The sequence below is a fragment of the Fimbriimonas ginsengisoli Gsoil 348 genome (genome assembly GCF_000724625.1).
Classification (GTDB): Bacteria; Armatimonadota; Fimbriimonadia; order Fimbriimonadales; family Fimbriimonadaceae; genus Fimbriimonas; species Fimbriimonas ginsengisoli.
Genome location: NZ_CP007139.1, coordinates 5,026,426 through 5,047,829 on the forward strand (window position 1 = coordinate 5,026,426; position 21,404 = coordinate 5,047,829).

Below are 21,404 nucleotides of genomic sequence, written 5' to 3' on the forward strand. Positions count from 1 at the left end.
GAACGAATGGGCCGGGCTCCGATGAGTCCGGCCCATTTTTTGAGCCGGAAATGCCCCATGATTTATCCATGGTCTTCCAGGCATCCGCCCCCGGCCGGTGCGGCATCATCGGCAATCCGAGCGACATCTATGGCGGCAACGTCCTCTCCTGCTCCATCCCCGCCCGGGCAATCTGCCGCCTGACCCTGGGCAACGCCCACCGGCTGCCGGAGGACACGCGCCTTTGGGACGCCGCCACCAAGCGCTACCCGGTGGAAGCCCCCGTCGAAGTCGAGTGGGCGACCGATATCCCCCGCTCTGCCGGCCTTTCCGGTTCCACCGCCCTCCTGGCCGCCACCCTTGCCTGCGTCCTGGCCGCCCGAGGCGAAGCGCCTCCACTAGAGACCGACGACGACCGGATCGCCTTCGCCGAGCTCGTTCGAGATATCGAATATCACGACGCCGGAGTCAAATGCGGATACCAGGACGCTTACATGATTGCCCTTGGCGGTTTGCGTCTCATGCGCTTTCACGATAAGCACCCGGTCAAGCCGGGTTCGTTCGGGTCGGCCGAGTCGCTCCACGCTCCCCTCCCGTTCCTATTGATTACGACCGGCGTCGAAAGGTTAAGCGGAAACACCCACGGTCCCATGATCGACCGATGGCTGGCCGGAGACGCTGCGGTGACCGCGGCAATGGAGCGGATCACGGAGCTCGGACTAGAAGGAGCCGAGGCGATCCAGAAGCAAGAATACGCACGCCTGGGCGACCTAATGGACGAAAACCACCGGCTCGTCGCCGACCTCGGAGGAAGCGGTGAGCCGATCGACCGGCTCATCGCTCTCTGCAAGCAGAACGGCGCCCTCGGCGCCAAGCTGGCCGGCGCTGGCCTCGGCGGCACCGTCCTCGCCCTGACCGAAGACGCCCCCGCGCTAAGAGCGGCGCTGGAAACCGAAGGCTACTCCCGCTTCCTCGTCCCAAGCCAACAGCCAGGCGTTCAGATAGAAACCCCCGCTTAAGATCCCCTCACTATCGCCAGCGCCTTCTCTAACGCTTCGTCCCGTCCCGCCGCGACCCCCGCGATCGTACGGTGAACCGGAATCGTGGGCAGGATCCCAACGCCGTGGTGGGTCGTACCGTCGTGCTTCAGAACCTTCATTCCGGTGAACACAACCGTATATCCGCCCGGCAAGGCGAACGGGTTGACGTTCCCGTTCGTTCCCGCCGTTGGCTCGCCGACGATCTCGCCAAGCTTGTAGTTTTCGACCATCCCCATCACGCTCTCCGCGAAACTAATCGCCCGGCCATCGGTGATAAACGCGATCTTTCCTCGGAATCTCGGCACCGTCGGCTGAGCCAAGGGCCATCGGCTCTTCACGAACTCCATTCCCTCGCGGTCCGGCTTGGTGACCCTGGGAACGTTCCACAGTGCCGACGTGATCGGCTCTTTGGCCAACCGAGGCAGCACGTCCATCGCGACCTCGTTCGGATAGCCGCGCATGTCGAAGATGATCCCCTGAGCGCTGGTAAGGTCCCGGAGCGACTTCTGATACTCGGCCATATTGATCCGGCCGCCGTCGAGGTCGACATACCAGTACCCGACCTTGAGCTCTTCGATCGCTTTCGGGCGCTTCTCCTTCAGCTGATTGGCCACCGAACGCGGCACGGAAGCCGTAAACGGTTGACCGGCCCCTCGCTTCGCCTTCACCTCGAGCGAAGACCCCTCCGGGCCGACCAACATCTCCCTCTTTCCTCGGTTACGCCGCCACTGATCGGTGGCGCCGGAAATCAACGGCTCTAATCCCTTCCAGAGATTGTCGACCGGCGTTCCATCCATTTCTAAGATCTCGTCCCCCGGAAGCAGCTTGGGAGTACCGGGAGCGACCTGGGTGACGATGAACTTCCCTTCCACCCAGTCGGCGGCGAACGGCGGCATCGCGAACTGGTCGTCCGCGGCGCTGCCCACGAACCCGTGCCCATCTTTGGCCATGGCCGTCATTCGGCGAAGTGTGTTCAGGAAAGCGCGCTCGTCCCTATCCGTCGCCGCCGCTTTCAGAGCTTCGGGAAGCACCGGCGCCCAATCCACCTTCACCGCGTCGAAGTACGGATAGAAATGCTCATAAACGTTCCAGTCCAAGACGACGTCCGCGAGCCGGGTCGTCCGGTCGTCCCCCGTCGGTTCTGCTCTCACCCCTTTCGGCGTGACCGGGTCCGCCGTATGCGGCAGCGCCGAGCCGTCCACTGCGTACAAGGCGAGCGGAACTTGGCAGGAAACCCCGCCACCCAAGTCCGCTGTAAACGGCGACTTCGGATCCGGCGAGCCGGCTGCCTTGGCTGCGAACACTCGCTTGCTGTGATAGATGTTCTGCCCCGCGGGGATCGTTCCTCCGCCGAAACCCAAATTGTCCCAAGTTACGATCTGCGCCTTCGGAGGCGCCGCCATGTCGACCGGCGCCGGTTTCTCTCCCGTCGCGAAGACCCTTACCGTCGGCGCTAGCGGCTTAAAGAACGCCTCCAATCTCTGAGCGAGATCCGCCGGATCCTTCGCACCCTCGGCCACCTTCACCCCCGCCATCGCATACGCGTTCCAGTCCGCCTTCTCCACCGCGTCGCTTGGGTGGAAGTGGCGGACATAGCCAAACAGCTTGGCGAAGGCAACCAGGTTTTGAACCCCTCGATCGGTAAGCGCCCTCGGCGGCTCCACCGGCTCTTCCTGAACATCCGCAAGTTGCAGGCTCGTCGCATCCAAGAACGCCCGGCCACCGCCGACCAGCATCATCCCAACGCTGATGTTCGTGGCGTTGCCGGGGATCTTGGCCACGATGTCGTAAAACGCCCAGGCCGACGACCGGATCGGCCGCCGACCCATGTTGTCCAGAAACAGCGGTCCGTCCGGTCCGTCGACCCGGAGCCAAAGCTGCGCCTGCCCCTGCTCGCCCCCGCTTTCGTACCTCACCGCGCCTCGAAAGCGAACCCTCTTCCCCAAAAACGGGCCGGGGGGAATCTCCTGGAAGAGATTCCCAAACCCGTCTCCCTTTCGGGCGCCCAGCGCAACGCACACGCACTGCTTCCCTTCTTTCGGGCTCTCGGTGGAGATCTGGACGGTGTACCCAGCCGCCGTCACCAACGGTACGACCGCCCAGCCCGGCGGATTTTGGCCAACCGATCCGGTCTCGAACCCTGGATTGGATATCGGTGACTGGGCTACCGCCGATGCACAAGTGACGGATAGCGCAAACAATTGGACGAGGGCAACGAAAGGCTTAAACTTCATCTTCGCAAACCAGCCCGGAATGGGCTCCTCAAGATCATAGCAATCAAGGCAATAGAATGGATGCAAAAGCAACGCAAGAACGTTCACCCGATACGACGCCCCAACGGCTTGCGAGTGTCGGATAAATTAGAGGCTCGATGCTCGACTCCTACCTCGCAAGAATCGGCTTAGCTGCCCCGCCCCCTTGCGACGCCGACGGCCTGGCCCACCTCCACCGTTCTCACTACCTGAACGTCCCCTACGAGAATCTGGGCATCCTGCTCGGCCGATCCTTTTGCCTAGACCAGGATGCGTTGATGGAGAAGCTTATCGGCCGAGGCGTCGGCGGGTACTGCTACGAGCTGAATATCTCGTTCTATCGCTTGTTGCTGAACCTTGGATTCAAAGTCGATCTCGTCTCCGCGAGGATCCTGCAGGCCGACGGAAACCTCGGCCCGGAATACGACCACGCCGCCATGATCGTCCACCTCGAAGAACGATGGCTGGTCGACGTCGGTAACTCCAAATGGTTCTTCGAGCCGATCCGTCTCGACACGAGAGCAGTTCAAGCCCAGGTCGGCCGGCGGTTCCAAGTCGAGCCGGCCGACGATGAGTTCGACCTTATGGAATTCGACAGCTCCGGCACGCCTAAGCTGCGATACCGAGTTGGCGCCGTGGCAAGGGATCCATCCGAGTTCGAGCCGCTCTGCCAATGGAAATGGACCTCTCCCGACTCCAAATTCACCCGCGGACTCATCCTCTCCAAGTTCTGCGAGGAAGGCCGCTTCGTGGTAACCGGCATGCGCAGCATCGTCCTCGCCCACGACGGCTCCCGAATAGACCACGACTTCGCCGACTTTGAGGAACGCCGCCAAGTAGTTCGCGACCATTTCGGCGACGCCATCCACGACCAATTAAAAGCCCTCGGCGATAGCGGCCCTTCCATCACCCCCTTCCCGGTCTAGTCGCGATACGCCGACCACGCATTGTAAATCTATCTTGTACACGACCATGAGTCCACCCCGGATGCGAGCAACAACCCCAGGAGCGCCGGCTTCAGCCAGCATGCCCCGCCCGGGCTTCAGCCCGCGGTGAATGCATCGACTGAGGTCCTTATCTGTCTTCACCAGTAGCCCTGAGTAAATTCCCGAGGCGATAGGTGACCTCTTATCGTAAACTATTTTGTTAATGCCATCGTCCTCGGCACAAGCAGTACCCTGAGCTCGGACTAAAGGGCCACCGGGGGCGGAATTCCTGAAGCGAAAACAGTGAAATACCATTCTTCCGCTCCTTCTCTTCCACCATTCCTTCGCGGTTTTCAACATGAGCGTTCCGTTCGGGGCGATGGCGACGATCGCGCCGAACCTGCTCGTGGTGAAGAAGAGCCACGAGAAGCCGGCCGAGCCCTCGCGAGCGCTGACTTCCGCCGAAATGATCACGCTTCGCGGACGCACGGGCGAGTCGCCATATCTGGTGGGTCAGAACAAGTGGGACATCGTCTACAAAGGCCTCAACCTAATGAGCGGGAACTACTCGGTGAGCGCCACTGACCTCTCTTCGACGGAGCGTACGGCATCCGCACAACTCATGATTCGAACCAAGATCGTTGAGCCATGCCATTGAGCGAAGCATTTGTAAATGAGTTCGGAGAGCTTGCCGGCAAGGTCATTGACCTTGAGCGATCGATCCTGGAGAAGTATCGGGATTCAGATGGCCCGAATTTCATCACCCTGGATTCCGCCTGTGTATCGATCACTCGCTTTGCGACCTGTTGGCTCGAAAACGAGGATCTTAGAGACATGAACGACTGGGAGACTCTGTTCAATGTCCACACGCGGGAACAGTTAGAAATTCTAGCGACCAACTTGCAAGCCAAGAAAATTGAAGATCGGCTTACCCACGAAGATGTGGTGCGGATGGAAGAGGTCGGCACGCTTCTGTGGGATCGGGCTATGTGCCTTACCAACCTGCCGAGCATCATGGCGAAAATCCCCCGATATCTGATGAACGGCACACGGATCGCCTGAATGTCGGGGCGATAATCCAGAAACAACGAAAAACCCCTCCCCTTCCCCGGCACAAACATCCGGGGTAGGAGAGGGGTTGCGGAGGCGAGACTAGTGGAGAACGGTCAGGACCGCCGCCTTCGAACCTCCCGCATGGCTTGCCGTGATCGTCACGTTGACGTTCGAGCCGACTCCGAAGTGGCTGCAAGTGAACGTCGCAGACGAGTTCCCTTTGAGGACCGTTACCGTCGCCGGGACCTTGACGACCGTGGTGTTCGAGGAGAGTAGGTTGACTACTGTATCCTTGTCCACCGGAGCGCTCAGCTTCACCGTGCCGGTGACCGCCGTCGACGCGCTTCCCTGTACCGAGGTCGGCGAAAGCGTCAGGGTCGAGGGGATATTTGGCTGAATCGTCACCGTGCCGATGACGTGGTGCGGGCCGACGCTGGCGTCGATCTTCATCTGAGTCGGAGCCGAGACGTCGAACGCCGTGACCGGAATCGCCAGCACCGAAGCTCCGGCGGGAATCTGGATGTACTGGATGTACGTGCAGTTCGTTCCCTGGATGTTGACGTTGAATCCGCCGGCCGGCGCCGGGAGCGCGATGTGGATGAAGATCCACTCGAACTCATTCCCATAGACCGTCGTGGAAGGCATCGTCACCATAGTGAGCGCCGGTTGAAGGTTGATCGTGTCGCCAACCCCGTTCCCGTCGACGGCGCCTTTAATCGTGACCGTGCTGTAGACGGTGTTCTTGTTCGTGGGGAATTTGAACGTGCCGGTGTTCGTGTTGGCGGCGATCGTGTAATTCCCCGGATCGGCCTCCATCGCCGTGTTCGACGACGTGAGATTGACCAGAACCGACGCTGTCGGCGTCGCGTTCAGCGTCACCGTCGCGGTTGCATTCGCACCGCAGAGAACCGTCTTAGGGGACATGACGAGCGTCTTCACCGCGAAAGGCGCCAGATTGGAGGTCTGAGTCCGGGTCGTACCGGCATAGGTCGCCGTCACCGTAATCATCTCAGAGGCGTGGACGCGAACCGCGGGCAGGTCGAAGGTGACCGTCTTCTGGCCCGCCAAAATAGAGACCGATGCCGGAATCGACACGTTGATCGGATCGCTGACCTTTAGCGCGATCGTCGCTCCACCGGCCGGGGCCGGGTTGAACAGCGTGATCGTTCCCGTAAGCTTGTCCGTCGAACCGCCGACGAACGATCTCAAGGAAGTCGTCAGCTTGAAAGGCGCCGCCGACACGGTCTCCAAGGCATCCTGGGTGTCGGTTCCCATCGTCGCGGTGATGACCGCGTGGACAGGAGACGCAGGATCGGTCTCGTTTACCGGGAACGTGGCGAGCCGCATCCCACCGGGAACCGTCACCGTCGCCGGAACCGTCACGTTTGCGTTATTCGACGAAAGCTTGACCACCACCCCGCCCGCCGGAGCCGGACCGGAGAGGTTGACGGTCCCCTGTACCGGGTCCCCCGCCTTGCTGATCGCCGGATAAACCGACATCGTCATCTGTGGCAACAGCGCCGCGAAGTGCTGCCCGGTCGCAATCTGCCCGATCCGGGGAATTCCCGCCGGAACCGCCGTGCAATTCCAAATCGCTCCCCAAGTCTTAACGCTCCCGTCCGACTTTAGCGCCATCGAGTAGTTCTCACCGCCACCGACTTGAACGACGTTCGTCAATCCCGCCGGGACGTCGATCTGGCCCGCGTTGTCGATCCCCCACGCGACGACCGTTCCGTCGGTCTTCAGCGCAAGGTTGTGATACGACCCGCTCGCGATCTGAGCGACGTTGGCGAGCCCCGGAGGAACCTCCAACTGGTGGTTGGAGTTCGTGCCCGCCACCACCACGCCGCCGTTCTGGAGCAGCCCGAGCGCATGGACCGATCCTCCGGTGATCTGGACGTAATTGCCGTTCGATGGAAGATTCAAGGCGCCCCAGTAGTTGTCCCCCCACGCCTTGACGCCGCCGGTCTTAAGCCGGCCATAAGTACCGTTCCCAACCGCCCAGAGGTGATCGTAGTTATTGATACTGCCGACAGGAGTGCACTGACCCAGCGAGTTGTCGCCGGAGAAAGCGTTTTGGTAGACATTCCAGCCGTTCGTGTAATTGGTGAGGGCGCTGTGATTGATGCCGCCCGAAACGTCCTGATAGAACCACAAGTTGGGGCGGCATTGGCTTTCCAGGTTGCGGCCCCAGCTTCGGGTAGCGCCACCGCCGCCCCAATCGGAAACCATCATTAGATGGTTGTAGCCGGCGGCTATCTTGGTGATGCTGCCCAAGGATGTGTCCGTAAATTGCCACGGGGAGATCGTTTGGCCGTAGGTGCTTTCTCCCCAGCCGTCTACCTGTCCGTTCTGGTCGATCGCGTAGCTGGCCCGGGCCCCAGCCGCCACCTTCGTCGCCCCCGGGGCGTACGGGTTGGGAGTCGTCTCGCCGTTGTAGTTCAATCCCCAGGAAACGATCGAGTGGTCTGCCTTCAGAGCGACCGTGTGCGTCGGCCCCACCGCGATCTGAACGACGCCGGTGAGGCCCGCCGGAGTCACATTTTGCGCCGCCGCCCCGCCCCAGCAAACGACGGTCCCATTAGTGAGCAGCGCGCCTACTCGCTGGGCACTTGCCGAAATGCTCTTGACCGTGCCCAGGCCGGCCGGAAGGTTGCACTCCCCATAAGCGTTAGAACCCCAGCAAACCACGGTCCCGTTCGACTTGAGGGCGGCAAAGCTATAGTCCCCCGCTGCCACCTGCACGACGTTCGTCAGTCCAACCGGCACGTTGAGCTGCCCCGCGCTGTTGTCGCCCCAGCACACCACGGTGCCATCGTTCTTCAGCGCGACCCCGCCGTACGTGCCGGCCGCAACCTGCTTAACGTTAGCCAACCCTACAGGAAGCGTCGTCTGGCCATAGAGCCCATATCCGAACGCCTTCACCGTGCCGTCGCTCATGAGAAGGAGCGAGTAATTGCCGGCGGCCGAAACCTGGGTGACATCGACGAGCCCCTTCGGAACGTCGCACTGCCCCCAATCGTTGGAGCCCCATGCCACCACGCTGGAGTCCGCCTTCAGGACGATGACGTGGTGATCGCCCGCCGAGACCTGGCTAACGGCGGCGGTCGAGGCGATCGATTGCCGAACCACCCGGTCACCCACGTAGATGATCCCGTTCGTGCCAATGCTCTGCGCCCCCGCCGAGGTCGCAATCGCCGCCATAAAGATAGTCGCCAGTAAGGTCGTGCTGGAACGTTTCCAGAGTGAATTCGCTCTACTTCGAGGACGCATAGGTTTCTCCTTTGCTCCGTGCGGGATACTCCCCACAATCGGACACAGGGAGACGATACAGAGCGGGTGTGACAACAGCGTGACAACCCGCCCCCTTTATCCCGCCTGGTCCCTTTTGCCTATCTAGAACCTCCAAAACCTTGGAACCTCTATCGATTAAACTGCGTTACTATAGAAGTCAACAAATGATTTGACATCAATAGACTCATATGAGACTCGAAAAACTAACCGTCAAAGCTCAGGAGGCAATTAGGGATGCGCAGGCGATCGCAACCGACCAGCAGCACTCCGCACTAGATGTCGAGCATCTGCTCGTCGCGATGCTGCAGCAAGAAGGCGGCATCGCACGCCCCATCCTTCAAAAGGTCGGCGCAGATCCCGATCTCATCCGAAGGGAGGTCGAAGGAGAGCTTGATCGCTCCTCCAAAGTTACCGGCGGCGGTAACTACGGCGAGTCGCTCTCGAATCGGATCCAAACCATTTTCAACGAAGCATTCAAAGAGGCCGATCGCCGAAAGGATGAGTACGTCTCCACCGAGCACCTCCTGCTCGCCATCTCCGAAGACCCGGGAGTAAGCGGGCGCGCGCTCCGCTCCAATGGCGTCACCAAGGCCTCGCTCTCTTCCGCCATCGACGAATTGCGAGCCGGCCGCCGGGTGACCGATCCGAACGCCGAGGACAGCTACCAAGCCCTCGAAAAGTACGGGATCGACCTTACCGACCGCGCCCGAACCGGCAAACTCGATCCGGTCATCGGCCGCGACGAGGAGATTCGGCGCGTCATCCAGGTTCTTAGCCGGCGGACCAAGAACAACCCGGTCCTCATCGGTGAACCCGGCGTCGGCAAGACCGCCGTCGTCGAAGGGCTCGCCCAGCGAATCGTCTCGGGCGACGTTCCCGAAGGGCTGAAAGGCAAAAGAGTGATCTCGCTCGACCTCGGCGCCCTCATCGCGGGCGCTAAATACCGTGGCGACTTCGAGGACCGGCTCAAGGCCGTCCTCGACGAAATTAGAAAGTCGAACGGCGAGATCGTCCTCTTCATCGACGAGCTGCACACGCTGGTCGGCGCTGGTAAGGCCGAAGGCTCCCTCGACGCCGCCAACATGCTCAAACCGATGCTCGCCCGTGGCGAGCTGCGGTGCGTCGGCGCCACGACTCTGAACGAATACCGGCAGTACGTCGAGAAAGATAAAGCGCTCGAACGAAGGTTCCAGATGGTCTTCGTCGGCGAGCCCTCCGTCGAGGAATCAATCTCTATCCTTCGCGGTCTGAAGGAGCGATACGAGATCCACCACGGAGTCCGGATCACCGACTCCGCCATCGTCGCCGCCGCCACCCTAAGCGCGCGATACATCCAGGACCGCTACCTGCCCGACAAGGCGATCGACTTGATGGACGAGGCCGCGTCGCGCCTCAAGATCGAGATCGACTCCGTCCCCGCCGAGATCGACGAAGTCGAGCGGCAGATGGGACAGTTCGAGATCGACCGAGAAGCCCTTCGAAAAGAGACCGACCCCGCCAGCAAAGAACGGCTTCAAAACGCCGAACGCCGCCTGGCCGAGCTCCAGGAGAAGTCGAGCGGCCTCCGAGCCGTTTGGCAGCGCGAGAAAGAGCAGATCGAAGCCGTCCGAAAGGCGAAGACCGAGCTCGACTCGTTACGCAGCCAGCTCGACGACGCCAAAGCCAATCTCGATTGGGCTCGCGCCGCGGAGATCCAGCACGGCCGCATTCCCCTGATCCAGCGAGAGCTCGAAGCCCAAACCGCCGAGCTCGAGAAGGTTCAGCAAAGCGGAAAGATGCTCAAGGAGGAGGTCGATAGCGAGGATATCGCCCAGGTCGTCAGCAAGTGGACCGGCATCCCGGTCAGCCGGCTTCTCCAGGGCGAGATGCAGAAGCTTCTGACGATGGAAGAGCACCTCGCCCGACGCGTAGTCGGTCAAGAGGAGGCGCTCATCGCCCTGTCCGACGCGGTGCGCCGCTCCCGGTCCGGCATTTCCGATCCGAACCGCCCGATCGGCTCGTTCCTATTCCTCGGCCCCACCGGCGTCGGCAAGACCGAAACCGCCAAGGCGCTCGCCGAGTTCATGTTCAACGACGAGAAGAGCATGGTTCGCATCGACATGAGCGAGTACTCCGAGAAGCACTCGGTCGCCCGGTTGATCGGCGCCCCTCCCGGATACGTGGGTTACGAAGAAGGCGGGCAGCTCACCGAGGCCGTCCGGCGGCGACCCTATCAGGTCATCCTCCTCGACGAAATCGAGAAGGCGCATCCGGAGATCTTCAACGTCCTGCTGCAGGTTTTGGACGATGGACGGCTCACGGATGGTCAGGGCCGCACCGTCGACTTCCGCAACACGGTGGTGATCCTCACGTCGAACATCGGCTCCCACTACTACGCGGATCCCCTTGGCGAGACGAACTTCGACGAGGTGAAGCAGCAGGTTCTCGACGAGATCCGGCTCCATTTCCGACCTGAGTTCATCAACCGGCTCGACGACATTCTCGTCTTCCGGCAGCTCGGAGTGGCGCAAATCAAGGAGATCGTAAAGATCCAGTTGCATCAGCTCGCATCCCGGCTCGCCGAGCGGCGAATCGAGTTGGAGCTGACCGAAGACGCGGCTCTCCAGATTGCCACCGCGGGCTACGATCCGACCTACGGCGCTCGCCCGCTGAAACGGGCGATCCAGCGCGAGATCATGAACCCCCTCGCCAACGCGATCCTGCGGGGCGAGATCCGCGACGGCCAAAAAGTGCTCGCCGACTACCGCGAAGGAAGCTTCGTCTTCCAACCTTCCGGCATCCCCGCCTAGTAGCATCGGCTCCCAGCCGATGAACCCAAAGTTAGGTTCATCGGCTGGGAGCCGATGCTACGTTCGGTTAGTGAACCGAGGCTTCGACGTCCATGTGCACCGGCGCGCCCAGCACTCCGGTTCGCGAGCCGTTGAAGTGGCCGCTACCCGTTGCGTTCGCGTAGACGCCCGTGCCTCCGACGACCGTGAGATTCGCTGAGAAAGCGGTGTTCCCCGACGTCAGATTCTTGGTGGCCGTTCCGGTCATATGCATCGTCAGGAGCGACGAGTCGGCGAGGGTGACGGTGATAAAGCCGAAGAACTGCCCGCTGCCGTTTGTGTAGTCCACATTGGCAAGCACCTCGACCGTCACTGCATTGCCGTTCAAGGTACTCGGCCCGCTCAACGTATTCGTTCCGGCCTGCTTCGTGCCGCCGTTGAGCTGCTTGATATTGCTGCCCGACGACGTCACGTCGGCGGTGAAGACGACATTCGGCGTTGGTGTTGGCTCCGAACGGGACGAAGAGCCGCCGCAACCGGCGAGGAGAACGAGGAGAGGGAGAGCGACGCTGCACTTTCGAAACATCGTCGTCATGGTGCCACGAATCAAGCACCCATAGCATGCCTTTCGGAGCCCGGCTTCGCCGCGGAGCATGCCGAGCTATCGGAGCCCGCTTCGCGGGGAGCGTTCGGAGCAGCGCTTCGCTTCGGAGCATGCGGAGAGTGGGAGCATTAGGGTAACGCCTGAATACACTCGAAAGCTCCGAAGGCTCCGAAAGCTCCGAAGGCTCCGACAAGCGAAGCGATCCCCCCGGTCGGTCGTCATAATCCGACGATGGTTGCCCTGGTCGCTTATCTTCTCTTGCCGGTAACGACGCGCGTCGGGGTGCCGATGGCCGTTCAGGGGCAACCGGCGGCGGCGATTGAAAGCGCGCTGACCCGGTTTCAGGACGAGAACGCGATTCCTGGCCTCTGTTTCACCGTCTCTTGCGAGGGGAAGCTGAAATACACGTTCCAGCGCGGCTACGCCGACCGTGAACGGCGAACGCCGTTCACCACGTTGACCCGCGTCGCCCTCGGCTCCATCTCCAGAACCGCCACCGCATTGGCGGTCATGCACCTTCTGACCGCGAAGAACATCTCGCTTGACGCGCCGGCTCTTCCCTACTTGAAGCTCACGGACGTTCAAGCAAAGAAGCAGGTCGCTTCCGACGACTATCCCAAAATCACCTTCCGAGACCTCCTTCAGCACTCCGCCGGCTTCGGTCCGGCGTTTAATGCCTGGAGCCGGCCCGAGGTTGCCAAGGCTTTCGAGGGAACCATGCCCTCCACCGCTCGCCAGAACGTCGTTTTCGGACTTCGCCAGCCCCTCTCCTACGTTCCGGGAACGAAGGCAGAGCTCTCCAACTTCGGTTACGTACTGCTCGGGAGACTCATCGAGGACATCTCCGGCACGCCCTACAGGGAGTACGTTCAATCCACCGTCTTCGGGCCGCTCGGAATATCGCGAGCCGTCCTGCGGCGCAGTCGTGGCCCCGAGAACTACCAAGACGAGGCGAAGTATTACGAGCAACCGGAACACACCTACCCTTCCGTCTTCGCCGCCGACCACGGAAAGGGGGTGGCGCTGATGTACGGGGGCGCCGCCTACGAACAGGCCGACGCCGCCGCCGGCTGGGTATCCGACTCGATCGACCTCGCCCGGCTCGTCTCCGCTTTTCGAACCGACAAAGCCGCCCAGGTCCTCTCCGACCGGATGCAGATGGAGATCATCCGCCGCCCCGAATTCGCCGGATCGGTCGCCCAATACAAGGGGCTGGGACTGGACGTCGAACTGGGCCAAGGCGCCGTCGCGTTCCGCGAGGGCGGAGCGTTGCCCGGCGGCGGCGGGTTCTTCTCCACCAACTTTGCCGGCGTCTGCATGACCCTCGTGATCAACAAGGGGATCGACGGCCGGCAGCTCCCCTGGGAAATCCACCAAGAGCTGATGAGCGCTATTACCGCCATCGATTGGAGTCAGCGCAAATCGATTCTCGCGCTGTAGAATTCGCCTCGTGACCAATCTTCCCAGCCAAACCGTCGGCGCCGCCGTCATCGGATACGGAGGCGCCTTCAACATGGGCCGCGAGCACGCGAAGTGGATGAACGCCGCGGGAATGCGCACCGTAGCCGCCTGCGACGTCGACCCGGCGCGAGTCGCCTCCGCCGCCGACGACTTCCCCGGCATCGCCACCTACTCCAGTGTCGACGACCTGCTTCGGGACGAGTCGGTCGATCTCTGCGTGGTCATCCTTCCTCACAACCTGCACGCCCCCGTTGCCATCCAATGCCTCAACGCCGGCAAGCATGTCGTGGTGGAAAAGCCGATGTGCGTCTCGGTGGAAGAGGCCGACGCCATGATCGAAGCCGCGGACCGGAACGGCAAGATGCTCTCCGTCTTCCACAACCGCCGTTGGGACGGCGACTTCATGAAGATCCGCGAGCTGATCGAGCAGGGGCTGATCGGCGAGGTCTTCCACATCGAAGCCTGCATGGGCGGCATGCATAAACCCGGAACCTGGTGGCGAAGCGATAAGAAAATCTCCGGCGGCGCGATGTTCGACTGGGGCGCCCACATCGTCGACTGGGTCCTCCAATTCATCCCGGAGAACATCGCCGGCGTGGATGGCTACTACCACAAGCTCCGCTGGCACGAGTCGACGAACGAGGACCACACCGAGCTCGTCATCCGGTTCGAAAGCGGCAAAACCGCCCAAGTGGAAATCTCCTCCCTCGCCGCCGTTGGAAAGGCGCGATGGCGAATCTTGGGCACCCGGGGCGCGATCGTCCAATCCGGCTGGAAGGAAATCGACGTAACCGTCGACCACGAAGGCCACATGGCCAAATTCACCGTCCAACCCAAAGAAACCGAGTGGGCCGCCTACTACGCCAACATCGCCGCCCACCTAATGCACGGCGAAGACCTAGTCGTCAAACCCACCCAAGCCCGCCGAACCATCGCCGCCATCGAAGCCGCCGAACGCTCCTCTTCGGCGAAGCAGACGGTAGTCCCAAAATACAAATAACCTCCGGATGGTGAGGGAGCTACGGCGAAGCCGTAGAAGGACCGCCGCTCTCCAGAGCGGCCTCGCCTGCGCCTGGTGTACCTTCGGTACACCAGGATCATCGGCGAGGGCGCCGACGCTACTCCCTACGTCCGAAGGACGTGTAGCCGCGGGTTCCGTGCCCGCGTCCCGGTGTACCGCAAGTACGCCGGAATCATCGGCGGGGCGCCGACGCTACGGGGAACATAATTGGTATGAAGTGAGTGAAGGCAATGTCGTCAGCCGGTATGGATCCTTAGGCGATTACGGCGAGTGGAGGGCGGTCATCCAGGAGTATTACTGGGACCGCCTGGAACCCGCGTACGCCATGGCGATCCGGCTGGGAGTCGGCGCAACCGGAGCCTACGAAGGGTGGTACCGGCTGATCGAAGCCGAAACCGTCACCCGAAGACAGTCTGAGGAGATCGCCGTCAACGACTGGCTCACCCTGGAGTCTTCCGCCCACTCACACGAGCTGGCCCACCTCACCGTCGAAGCATGCGAGAACGTCGCGCGTCGATTCGGGTTCGCCAACCGGCCAAAGACGATGGTGACCTTGCTCGCCGAAGAAACCGACGCTCCGTGGGCGGTCGGCCGATTCGGATACATGATGGACAAGTACCCCTACGACAAGATCTGCATTCCCGCCGGGGCCGCCGCCAGCTTCCATGGCTTTCAGGAAGTGGTGTCGCACGAGTACGCCCACGTCGGGGTGCTCGATGTCACCCAAGGACGCGCGCCCCACTGGCTGAACGAAGCGGTCGCCATGCTCGCCGAGCAGAGCTCCGACCTTCGCATGAGACGTGCCTTCGCCTCCGGCGAAGCGCGCTGGCTGTCGCCCCGCGGCCTGGAGCTCGTTCACACCGCCCGACGCCAAGGCGAGCCGCATCCCGCCAAGACCTGGCGCGCTTACCAGCAATCGGCATGGATCGGCCGCTACCTCGTCTCTTTGAAGGGCGAAGAGGGGATCGGCGAATTGCTGCGAGCGTTCTCCGACAACTCTATCTGGACGGAGATCAAAATGCGAGTCACCAACCAGCCACCCGCCGACGAAGCGCTCCGGCAAGTCTACGGCATGAGCGAGCAGGCGGTCTTCGACCAAGCCCTTGCTTGGATTCAAGGATGACTGGGAGAGCTACAATTTCCCATGATCTTTGAATTCGACGCGATCCTGTTCGACCTCGACGGATCCCTCGTCAGCTCGATCGCCGCCGTCGACCGCGCCTGGACCGCCTTCGCAAACCGGCACCACCTGGATGCCAGCTTCGTCCTGCCCCAGATCCACGGCCGCCGATCGATCGACTCCATTCGAGCCCTTCTCCCCCACGTCGACGCGGAAGAAGAAGACGCCTGGATCCGCAATCGAGAAGCCACCGATACCGAAGGCGTATTCGCCCTACCCGGAGCGATTGAGTTTTTGATCAGCCTGACTTGCCCCTGGGCGGTCGTCACCTCCGGAACCAGCGACGTCGCCCGCGCCCGGATGCGGGCCGCCGGAGTGCCGACGCCGCCGATCTCTGTTTTCGGAGAAGACGTAGAACGCGGCAAGCCCGCCCCCGACCCGTTCCTGCTCGCCGCAAAGCGGCTAAACCAAATCCCCGAACGATGCCTTGTCTTCGAAGACACCGTCGCCGGCATCCGATCCGGCCATGCCGCGAACATGAAGGCGATCGCCCTCAGCACCTCCGTTCCCCGAGACGGATTGGCGGAAGCCGACGCCATCATCAAAGACTTCCGCGAAATCCGATTCGAGTCCCCGGGCCAGGTCCGGCTACTCCCAGGCGATCAGGCTTAGCTCGCTCGGGATTGCCACGTCGTCGTGCTTAGGCACCACGCGAACCGTGTAACCCTGATACCCCGGCACGTCGCAGGTAATCGTCCCCTTGAATAGCTGACGATTGCCATCCGCCCCCACCGGAAGCAGCTCGGTAATCTGCGCGTTCTGAAGCTCCCGATTCGGGCCGACTTTCCCTACCACCGCCTGAACACTGACGTCTCCCGGCGCGAGCGGACCCATCTCCACCGCCGCCGTCACCTCAAAGGAGCGCCCAAGCGGGTTGGCCGTCTCCGCCCCGTCGCGCACCTCGGCTACCCGCACCGCGCCCCAGTTGGTCCGGACCCGGTCGCGCCAAGCGAGCGCCTCGCGCGCCTTGTCGAGCGTCCCATCCGCCATCGTGTGGTAGGTCCTCGCCGCTGGCACGTAGTAGTCTCGCGCGTAATCACGCACCATCCGGTTGGTCGAGAAAGTCGGGCCAAGCTTTTGGATCGAGCGCTTTACCATCTGCACCCAGCCGCGAGGAACGCCGTTTTCGACCCGGTGGTAGAACATCGGCGCGACCTCATGCTCGATGGCATGGTACAGCGCCCGGCTATCCAGCCAGTCTTGATGCCCCTCGTCCCCCAACTGCGTCCGGTCGCCGATCGCCCATCCCAGGCCAGGTTCGTACCCCTCGTCCCACCACCCGTCCAGAATCGACAGGTTCAGCCCACCGTTGGGCACGACCTTCATGCCGCTCGTACCCGACGCCTCATGCGGGCGCCGCGGGTTGTTCAGCCACAGGTCGACCCCCTGAACAAGCTGACGGGCTACGCGCATGTCGTAATCCTCGAGGAACACCATCCGAGTGCGAGCGCCCCCGCTGCTCATGAACTGCACCAGGTCCTGGATAATCCGCTTCCCACCGTCGTCCCGAGGGTGGCTCTTACCGGAGATAACGATCTGCACCGGCCGCTCCGAATGGTAAAGGATGCTCTTCAAGCGGTCCCGGTCGGTAAGCATCAGCGAGGCCCGCTTATAAGTCGCAAACCGGCGGGCGAAGCCGATCGTGAGAATCCGCGGATCTAGGATGCCGTTGATCGTTCCGAAATCCAACCCGCCCGCCATGCGCCGCTCCAGGTCGTTCTGCAGGCGTCGCCGGATAAACCGGATCAGGTCCCCCCGCTGGTGCTCGATCGCCCCCCAAAGCTCTTCGTCCGGAATATCGTCGATCCCCGCCCACAGATCCGGGTTCTCCGGATTTCGCCGCCATGCCGGGTCGAGGTAGTTGTCGAACATCTCGGCCATCCGCTTGCTGACCCACGTCATCGTGTGGATGCCGTTCGTCACCGCGCCCACCGGCACCTCGTCCTCCGGGTACCCCGGCCATCGAGAGGAGAACATGCCGCGGGTTACCTCGCCATGGAGCTTGGAAACCGAGTTCACGCGGTTGGCATTCTCCATCGCGAGCACCGCCATGTTGAACGCCTCTCCCTGGTTCTCCGGGTCAACCCGGCCGAGCTTGACAAACTCCTCAAACGGGAGCCCCGTCTCAGCCACCGACTTGCCCATGTACCGCTCCAACAGCGGGGGGTTGAACAGGTCGAATCCGGCCGGGACCGGTGTATGGGTGGTAAAAATGTTTCCACCGACGATGACCTGCCGCGCGGTGCGGAAATCGCAGCCGTGATCCTGCATAAACTGCCGAATCCGTTCGATCGAAAGGAACGCCGCGTGCCCCTCGTTCATATGGCACACCGTGGGGTTGATGCCGATGGCGCGGAGCGCCTTCATACCGCCGATCCCCAGGATCATCTCTTGGCGGATCCGCATATCTTCATCGCCGCCGTACAGGTTGTCGGTGATCCCCTGGTCCGCGGCCTGATTCTCCAGCACATTGCTGTCCATCAGGAACAGCGAAACCCGGCCGACTTCGGCGCGCCAAACCTGACAGGTTACTGTCCGGTCCGGAAACTCGACGTCGATCCGTAGCGGCTGTCCATCCTCGCCCCGGATCAGCGTGAGCGGCATCTGATAGAAGTCGTATTGAGGATAAACCTCCTGCTGCCAGCCGTCGTGGTTTAGCCGCTGCCTGAAGTACCCACGGTTATAAAGGAGGCCGACTCCGACGAGCGGAATTCCGAGATCGCTCGCCGCCTTCAGGTGGTCCCCCGCCAACACACCGAGACCGCCGGAATAGATCGGCAGCCCTTCCGAGATCCCGAACTCCGCGCAGAAGTAAGCGATCTTGGTGTTATCCGCCAGCTCGGGATACGTCTTCCCGAACCAGGTCTCCGCGCCGAGATACTCCCGAAGCCGGCTAACCGCCCGATTAAGCCGGGTGATGAAGTACCCGTCGGCCGCCAGACGCTCCAGACGCTCCCGTCCGAGGCTGTTCAGAAACAGGATCGGGTTGTGGTCGGAATTATCCCACCGCTCCTTGTCGATCGACCGATACAGATCGCGCGTCTCGTGGTCCCAAGTCCACCGGTAGTTGCTCGCAAGCTCCTTTAGCGGAGCCAGCGCCTCCGGGAATTCGGTGGTGACTTCGAAAGCATGGGAAAACTTCGGATGCTTCATCGGGGTGCTGACAGTTTAGCTTTAGGAGCGATCCTCACGTTCGCCGATGCCCCAAGAGCCGGATGCGGGGTACAACGCGAGAGGCTTCATGCTCGATATCCAGGGAATTAACGTGTTCTACGGGGCGATTCAGGCCCTCAACGACGTGACGATCAACGTCCAAAGCGGCGAAATCGTGGCGATCATCGGTTCGAACGGCGCCGGCAAGAGCACATTGCTCCGGACCATCAGCGGGTTGCTGCGGCCGCGCACCGGCTCCATCACCTTCAAGGGGCGCGATCTTACCGATTGCCCCGCCCACGACATCGTCAAGATGGGGATCTCGCACTCTCCCGAGGGCCGGCGCATCTTCACGAACATGTCGGTCCACGAGAACCTGCAGCTCGGCGCATTCATCCGGAAGGATGCCGATGTGGACAAGGACATGGAAGCCGTGCTCGATCGCTTCCCTCGCCTTCGCGAACGGTTCAAGCAGAATTCGGGAACCATGAGCGGCGGCGAGCAGCAAATGCTCGCGATCGGCCGCGCCCTAATGTCGCGCCCACAAATTCTGCTCCTCGACGAGCCCAGCCTCGGCCTTGCCCCCAACCTCGTCACCGAAATCTTCAACATCGTTCTCGACCTGAACAAGGAGGGCTGCACGATCCTCATCGTCGAGCAAAACGCCAACCGAGCCTTAGAAATCGCCCACCGCGCCTACGTCTTGGAAACCGGCTCCGTGGTCCTCAGCGACACCGGCAAAGCCCTCCTTGCCAACCCGAAGGTAAAGGAAGCGTATTTGGGAGGATAGAGTGTTAGGCGTTAGGCGTTAGGCGTTAAGGCGTTGGGCGTTAACCTTGAGGTAACTGTTTTCTGCTAATCGAAGACTTCCCAACGCCCAACGCCCAACGCCCAACGCCCAACGCCCAACGCCCAACGCCCAACGCCCAACGCCCAACGCCCAACGCCCAACGCCAGCATGCTCTCCACTCTCCGCTTCGAACCGATCCAGGAGGCGCATATCCCCGCGATCCTTGCGATCGAAGGGCGAACGAACACGGCGCCGTGGTCGGAGCGTAGCTTCCGGAACGAGCTGGATCACCCGCACGGGATCTTTCTCGTCGCGATCCTTTCCGGCGAAGTGATCGGTTACGGCGGCATTTGGCTCGTCATCGACGAGGCCCACGTCACCACCATCGCCGTCGCCCAGGAGCATCAACGAAAAGGAATCGGCGAAAAGCTAATGGTCGAGCTGCTTCGCCGGGGACAGGAGAAAGGAATGCTCTGCTCCACCCTGGAAGTTCGAGCCGGCAACGACCCCGCGATCAAGCTTTACGAGAAATTGGGCTTCACCATTTCCGCCCGCCGGAAAGGGTACTACCCCGACAACCGCGAAGACGCCATCGTGATGTGGCTGTACGACTTGGAGCACTGGGAGCCTCCCCGGGCGTGACGCTGTTTGAGCGTCCCATCCTCGCCATCGAAACGAGCTGCGACGAGACCAGCGCCGCCGTCGTGGTAGGCCGCCGCGTCCTCTCCAACGCCGTCGCTAGCCAGATCGCCTTACACGGCAAGTGGGGCGGCGTTGTGCCGGAGGCCGCCGCTCGCGCCCATGTCGAAGCCCTACTGCCCACCATCCAAGCGGGACTTGGCGACGCTGGGGTTAAGCTCGAGGATGTCGCCGCCATCGCGGTCACCAATCGCCCCGGCCTGGTCGGCGCGCTCAGCGTCGGCGTAACCGCGGCAAAGGCGATCGCTTTCTCGCTCGAAGTCCCCCTGATCGGCGTCCACCACCTCGAAGGGCATCTCCTCAGCGTATTGGCGCTGCCGGACGAGCTGCCGATGCCCCACGCCTGCCTGATCGTCTCTGGTGGCCACACCGAGCTCGTGTCGGTGCGTGGACTTGGCGACTACGAGATCGTGGGCGAGACGCGCGACGACGCCGCCGGCGAGGCGTTCGACAAGGGAGCCCGCCTCCTAGGCCTCGGCTACCCGGGCGGGTTCGCGATACAAGAAGCCGCCAAAGCCGGCGACCCCAAGCGATATTCGCTCCCGAAAGGATTGGTCGGCGACACCATCGACTTCAGCTTTAGCGGTCTGAAAACTGCCGTGCTGCGCTTGGTCGAACGCGAGGGAGACCGCCTGAACGTTGCCGACGCCGCCGCAAGTTTGCAGGAAACGATCGTTTCCGTCCTCACCGAGCGCGCGATGCGTGCCGTGCGGCGCCTCGATAGCCGGGCGCTAACCCTCGTCGGCGGCGTTGCCGCCAACCTCGCTCTCCGCTCGCGTCTCGCCGCCGCTTGCGAAAAGGAAGGCGTCGGATTCCTAACCCCGCCTCTGTCGCTCTGCACCGACAACGCCGCAATGATCGGTCTCGCCGCTTCCTACCGCCTCGCCCGAGGCGAACGGAACGGGACGGACCTGGAGTCGCTACCCACCGCCGAGTTGCCCTGATGTCCGAAGACGACCGCCCGGTCAGAAAATGCGTCTGCTTCGACATCCCTTTTGCGACGCTGAAAGCCGCCGGAGTACAAACCGTCGAAGAAGCCGCCGAGCGATTCGGCTGCGGTACCAACTGCGGCCTCTGCCGCCCCTACATCGCCAAAATGCTCCGCACCGGAGATGTGGCCTTCGCCGTCGACAACCCCCCACCGGGTGCCACGGGTGAAGGCGGATGATCGTGCCGCTGTAACC

General features: G+C 62.1%; 17 protein-coding genes. 13 read left to right on the plus strand and 4 right to left on the minus strand.

Features of this window, described 5'->3' with window-relative positions:
• Window positions 1-68 precede the first annotated feature (68 nt).
• Window positions 69-998, plus strand: coding sequence for a GHMP family kinase ATP-binding protein (locus OP10G_RS25425; RefSeq protein WP_025228130.1), 930 nt, complete (start codon window positions 69-71; stop codon window positions 996-998).
• Here OP10G_RS25425 and OP10G_RS25430 read toward each other — a convergent pair.
• Window positions 995-3,253: a S41 family peptidase gene (locus OP10G_RS25430; RefSeq protein ID WP_144241324.1), complete on the minus strand. Its 2,259-nt coding sequence runs from the start codon at window positions 3,251-3,253 to the stop codon at window positions 995-997. The genes OP10G_RS25425 and OP10G_RS25430 overlap by 4 nt on opposite strands.
• A 137-nt stretch (window positions 3,254-3,390) precedes the next feature.
• On the opposite strand from OP10G_RS25430, the gene OP10G_RS22750 reads away from it, so the two are divergent.
• The 3 genes from OP10G_RS22750 (at window position 3,391) to OP10G_RS22760 (ending at window position 5,259) form a co-directional block, all read left to right on the plus strand.
• Window positions 3,391-4,197: an arylamine N-acetyltransferase family protein gene (locus tag OP10G_RS22750; protein ID WP_025228128.1), complete on the plus strand. Its 807-nt coding sequence runs from the start codon at window positions 3,391-3,393 to the stop codon at window positions 4,195-4,197.
• Between the two features lie 358 nt (window positions 4,198-4,555).
• On the plus strand, window positions 4,556-4,855 hold the full coding sequence (locus OP10G_RS22755; RefSeq protein ID WP_025228127.1) for a hypothetical protein: 300 nt from the start codon (window positions 4,556-4,558) through the stop codon (window positions 4,853-4,855).
• A complete protein-coding gene (locus OP10G_RS22760; protein WP_025228126.1) occupies window positions 4,846-5,259 on the plus strand; it encodes a hypothetical protein in 414 nt (137 codons plus the stop codon). The genes OP10G_RS22755 and OP10G_RS22760 overlap by 10 nt, the downstream gene beginning before the upstream one ends.
• A 90-nt stretch (window positions 5,260-5,349) precedes the next feature.
• On the opposite strand, the gene OP10G_RS22765 is transcribed toward OP10G_RS22760, so the two are convergent.
• Entirely contained in the window at window positions 5,350-8,454 is a 3,105-nt protein-coding gene (locus OP10G_RS22765) for an RCC1 domain-containing protein (RefSeq protein WP_025228125.1), read from the minus strand.
• A 278-nt stretch (window positions 8,455-8,732) separates the two neighbouring features.
• On the opposite strand from OP10G_RS22765, the gene clpB reads away from it, so the two are divergent.
• Window positions 8,733-11,333 (plus strand): ATP-dependent chaperone ClpB, encoded by a 2,601-nt coding sequence (gene clpB, locus OP10G_RS22770; RefSeq protein ID WP_025228124.1) that lies wholly within the window; start codon window positions 8,733-8,735, stop codon window positions 11,331-11,333.
• Window positions 11,334-11,400: 67 nt separating this feature from the next.
• On the opposite strand, the gene OP10G_RS22775 is transcribed toward clpB, so the two are convergent.
• Entirely contained in the window at window positions 11,401-11,907 is a 507-nt protein-coding gene (locus OP10G_RS22775; protein WP_144241325.1) for a hypothetical protein, read from the minus strand.
• A 240-nt stretch (window positions 11,908-12,147) separates the two neighbouring features.
• Between OP10G_RS22775 and OP10G_RS22780 the strand changes: the two genes are divergently transcribed.
• The 4 genes from OP10G_RS22780 to OP10G_RS22795 all read left to right on the plus strand — a co-directional run bounded on the left by OP10G_RS22780 (window position 12,148) and on the right by OP10G_RS22795 (window position 16,190).
• Window positions 12,148-13,356 carry a serine hydrolase domain-containing protein gene (locus tag OP10G_RS22780; RefSeq protein WP_025228122.1) on the plus strand — a complete coding sequence of 403 codons (1,209 nt, stop codon included), beginning with the start codon at window positions 12,148-12,150 and terminating at the stop codon, window positions 13,354-13,356.
• Window positions 13,357-13,366: 10 nt separating this feature from the next.
• Window positions 13,367-14,377, plus strand: a complete 1,011-nt coding sequence (locus OP10G_RS22785) for a Gfo/Idh/MocA family protein (RefSeq protein ID WP_025228121.1) — start codon at window positions 13,367-13,369, stop codon at window positions 14,375-14,377.
• Window positions 14,378-14,615: 238 nt separating this feature from the next.
• Window positions 14,616-15,521, plus strand: a complete 906-nt coding sequence (locus OP10G_RS22790; RefSeq protein WP_025228120.1) for a gluzincin family metallopeptidase — start codon at window positions 14,616-14,618, stop codon at window positions 15,519-15,521.
• Window positions 15,522-15,542: 21 nt separating this feature from the next.
• The gene (locus OP10G_RS22795) at window positions 15,543-16,190 is read left to right on the plus strand and encodes an HAD-IA family hydrolase (protein ID WP_038473592.1); all 648 of its coding nucleotides are present in this window, start codon (window positions 15,543-15,545) and stop codon (window positions 16,188-16,190) included.
• On the opposite strand, the gene glgP is transcribed toward OP10G_RS22795, so the two are convergent.
• Complete coding sequence (gene glgP, locus OP10G_RS22800; RefSeq protein WP_025228118.1) at window positions 16,167-18,731, minus strand: alpha-glucan family phosphorylase; 2,565 nt, start codon at window positions 18,729-18,731, stop codon at window positions 16,167-16,169. The two genes, OP10G_RS22795 and glgP, sit on opposite strands and share 24 nt — an antisense overlap.
• Window positions 18,732-18,819: 88 nt before the next feature.
• Here glgP and OP10G_RS22805 point away from each other — a divergent pair, with 88 nt between their 5' ends.
• The 4 genes from OP10G_RS22805 (at window position 18,820) to OP10G_RS22820 (ending at window position 21,388) form a co-directional block, all read left to right on the plus strand.
• Window positions 18,820-19,521, plus strand: a complete 702-nt coding sequence (locus OP10G_RS22805) for an ABC transporter ATP-binding protein (protein ID WP_025228117.1) — start codon at window positions 18,820-18,822, stop codon at window positions 19,519-19,521.
• Between the two features lie 168 nt (window positions 19,522-19,689).
• The gene (rimI, locus tag OP10G_RS22810) at window positions 19,690-20,163 is read left to right on the plus strand and encodes a ribosomal protein S18-alanine N-acetyltransferase (RefSeq protein WP_025228116.1); all 474 of its coding nucleotides are present in this window, start codon (window positions 19,690-19,692) and stop codon (window positions 20,161-20,163) included.
• Window positions 20,160-21,164 (plus strand): tRNA (adenosine(37)-N6)-threonylcarbamoyltransferase complex transferase subunit TsaD, encoded by a 1,005-nt coding sequence (gene tsaD / locus OP10G_RS22815; RefSeq protein ID WP_025228115.1) that lies wholly within the window; start codon window positions 20,160-20,162, stop codon window positions 21,162-21,164. The genes rimI and tsaD overlap by 4 nt, the downstream gene beginning before the upstream one ends.
• Window positions 21,164-21,388 (plus strand): (2Fe-2S)-binding protein, encoded by a 225-nt coding sequence (locus OP10G_RS22820; protein WP_025228114.1) that lies wholly within the window; start codon window positions 21,164-21,166, stop codon window positions 21,386-21,388. Before tsaD ends, OP10G_RS22820 begins: the two co-directional genes overlap by 1 nt.
• Window positions 21,389-21,404 lie beyond the last annotated feature (16 nt).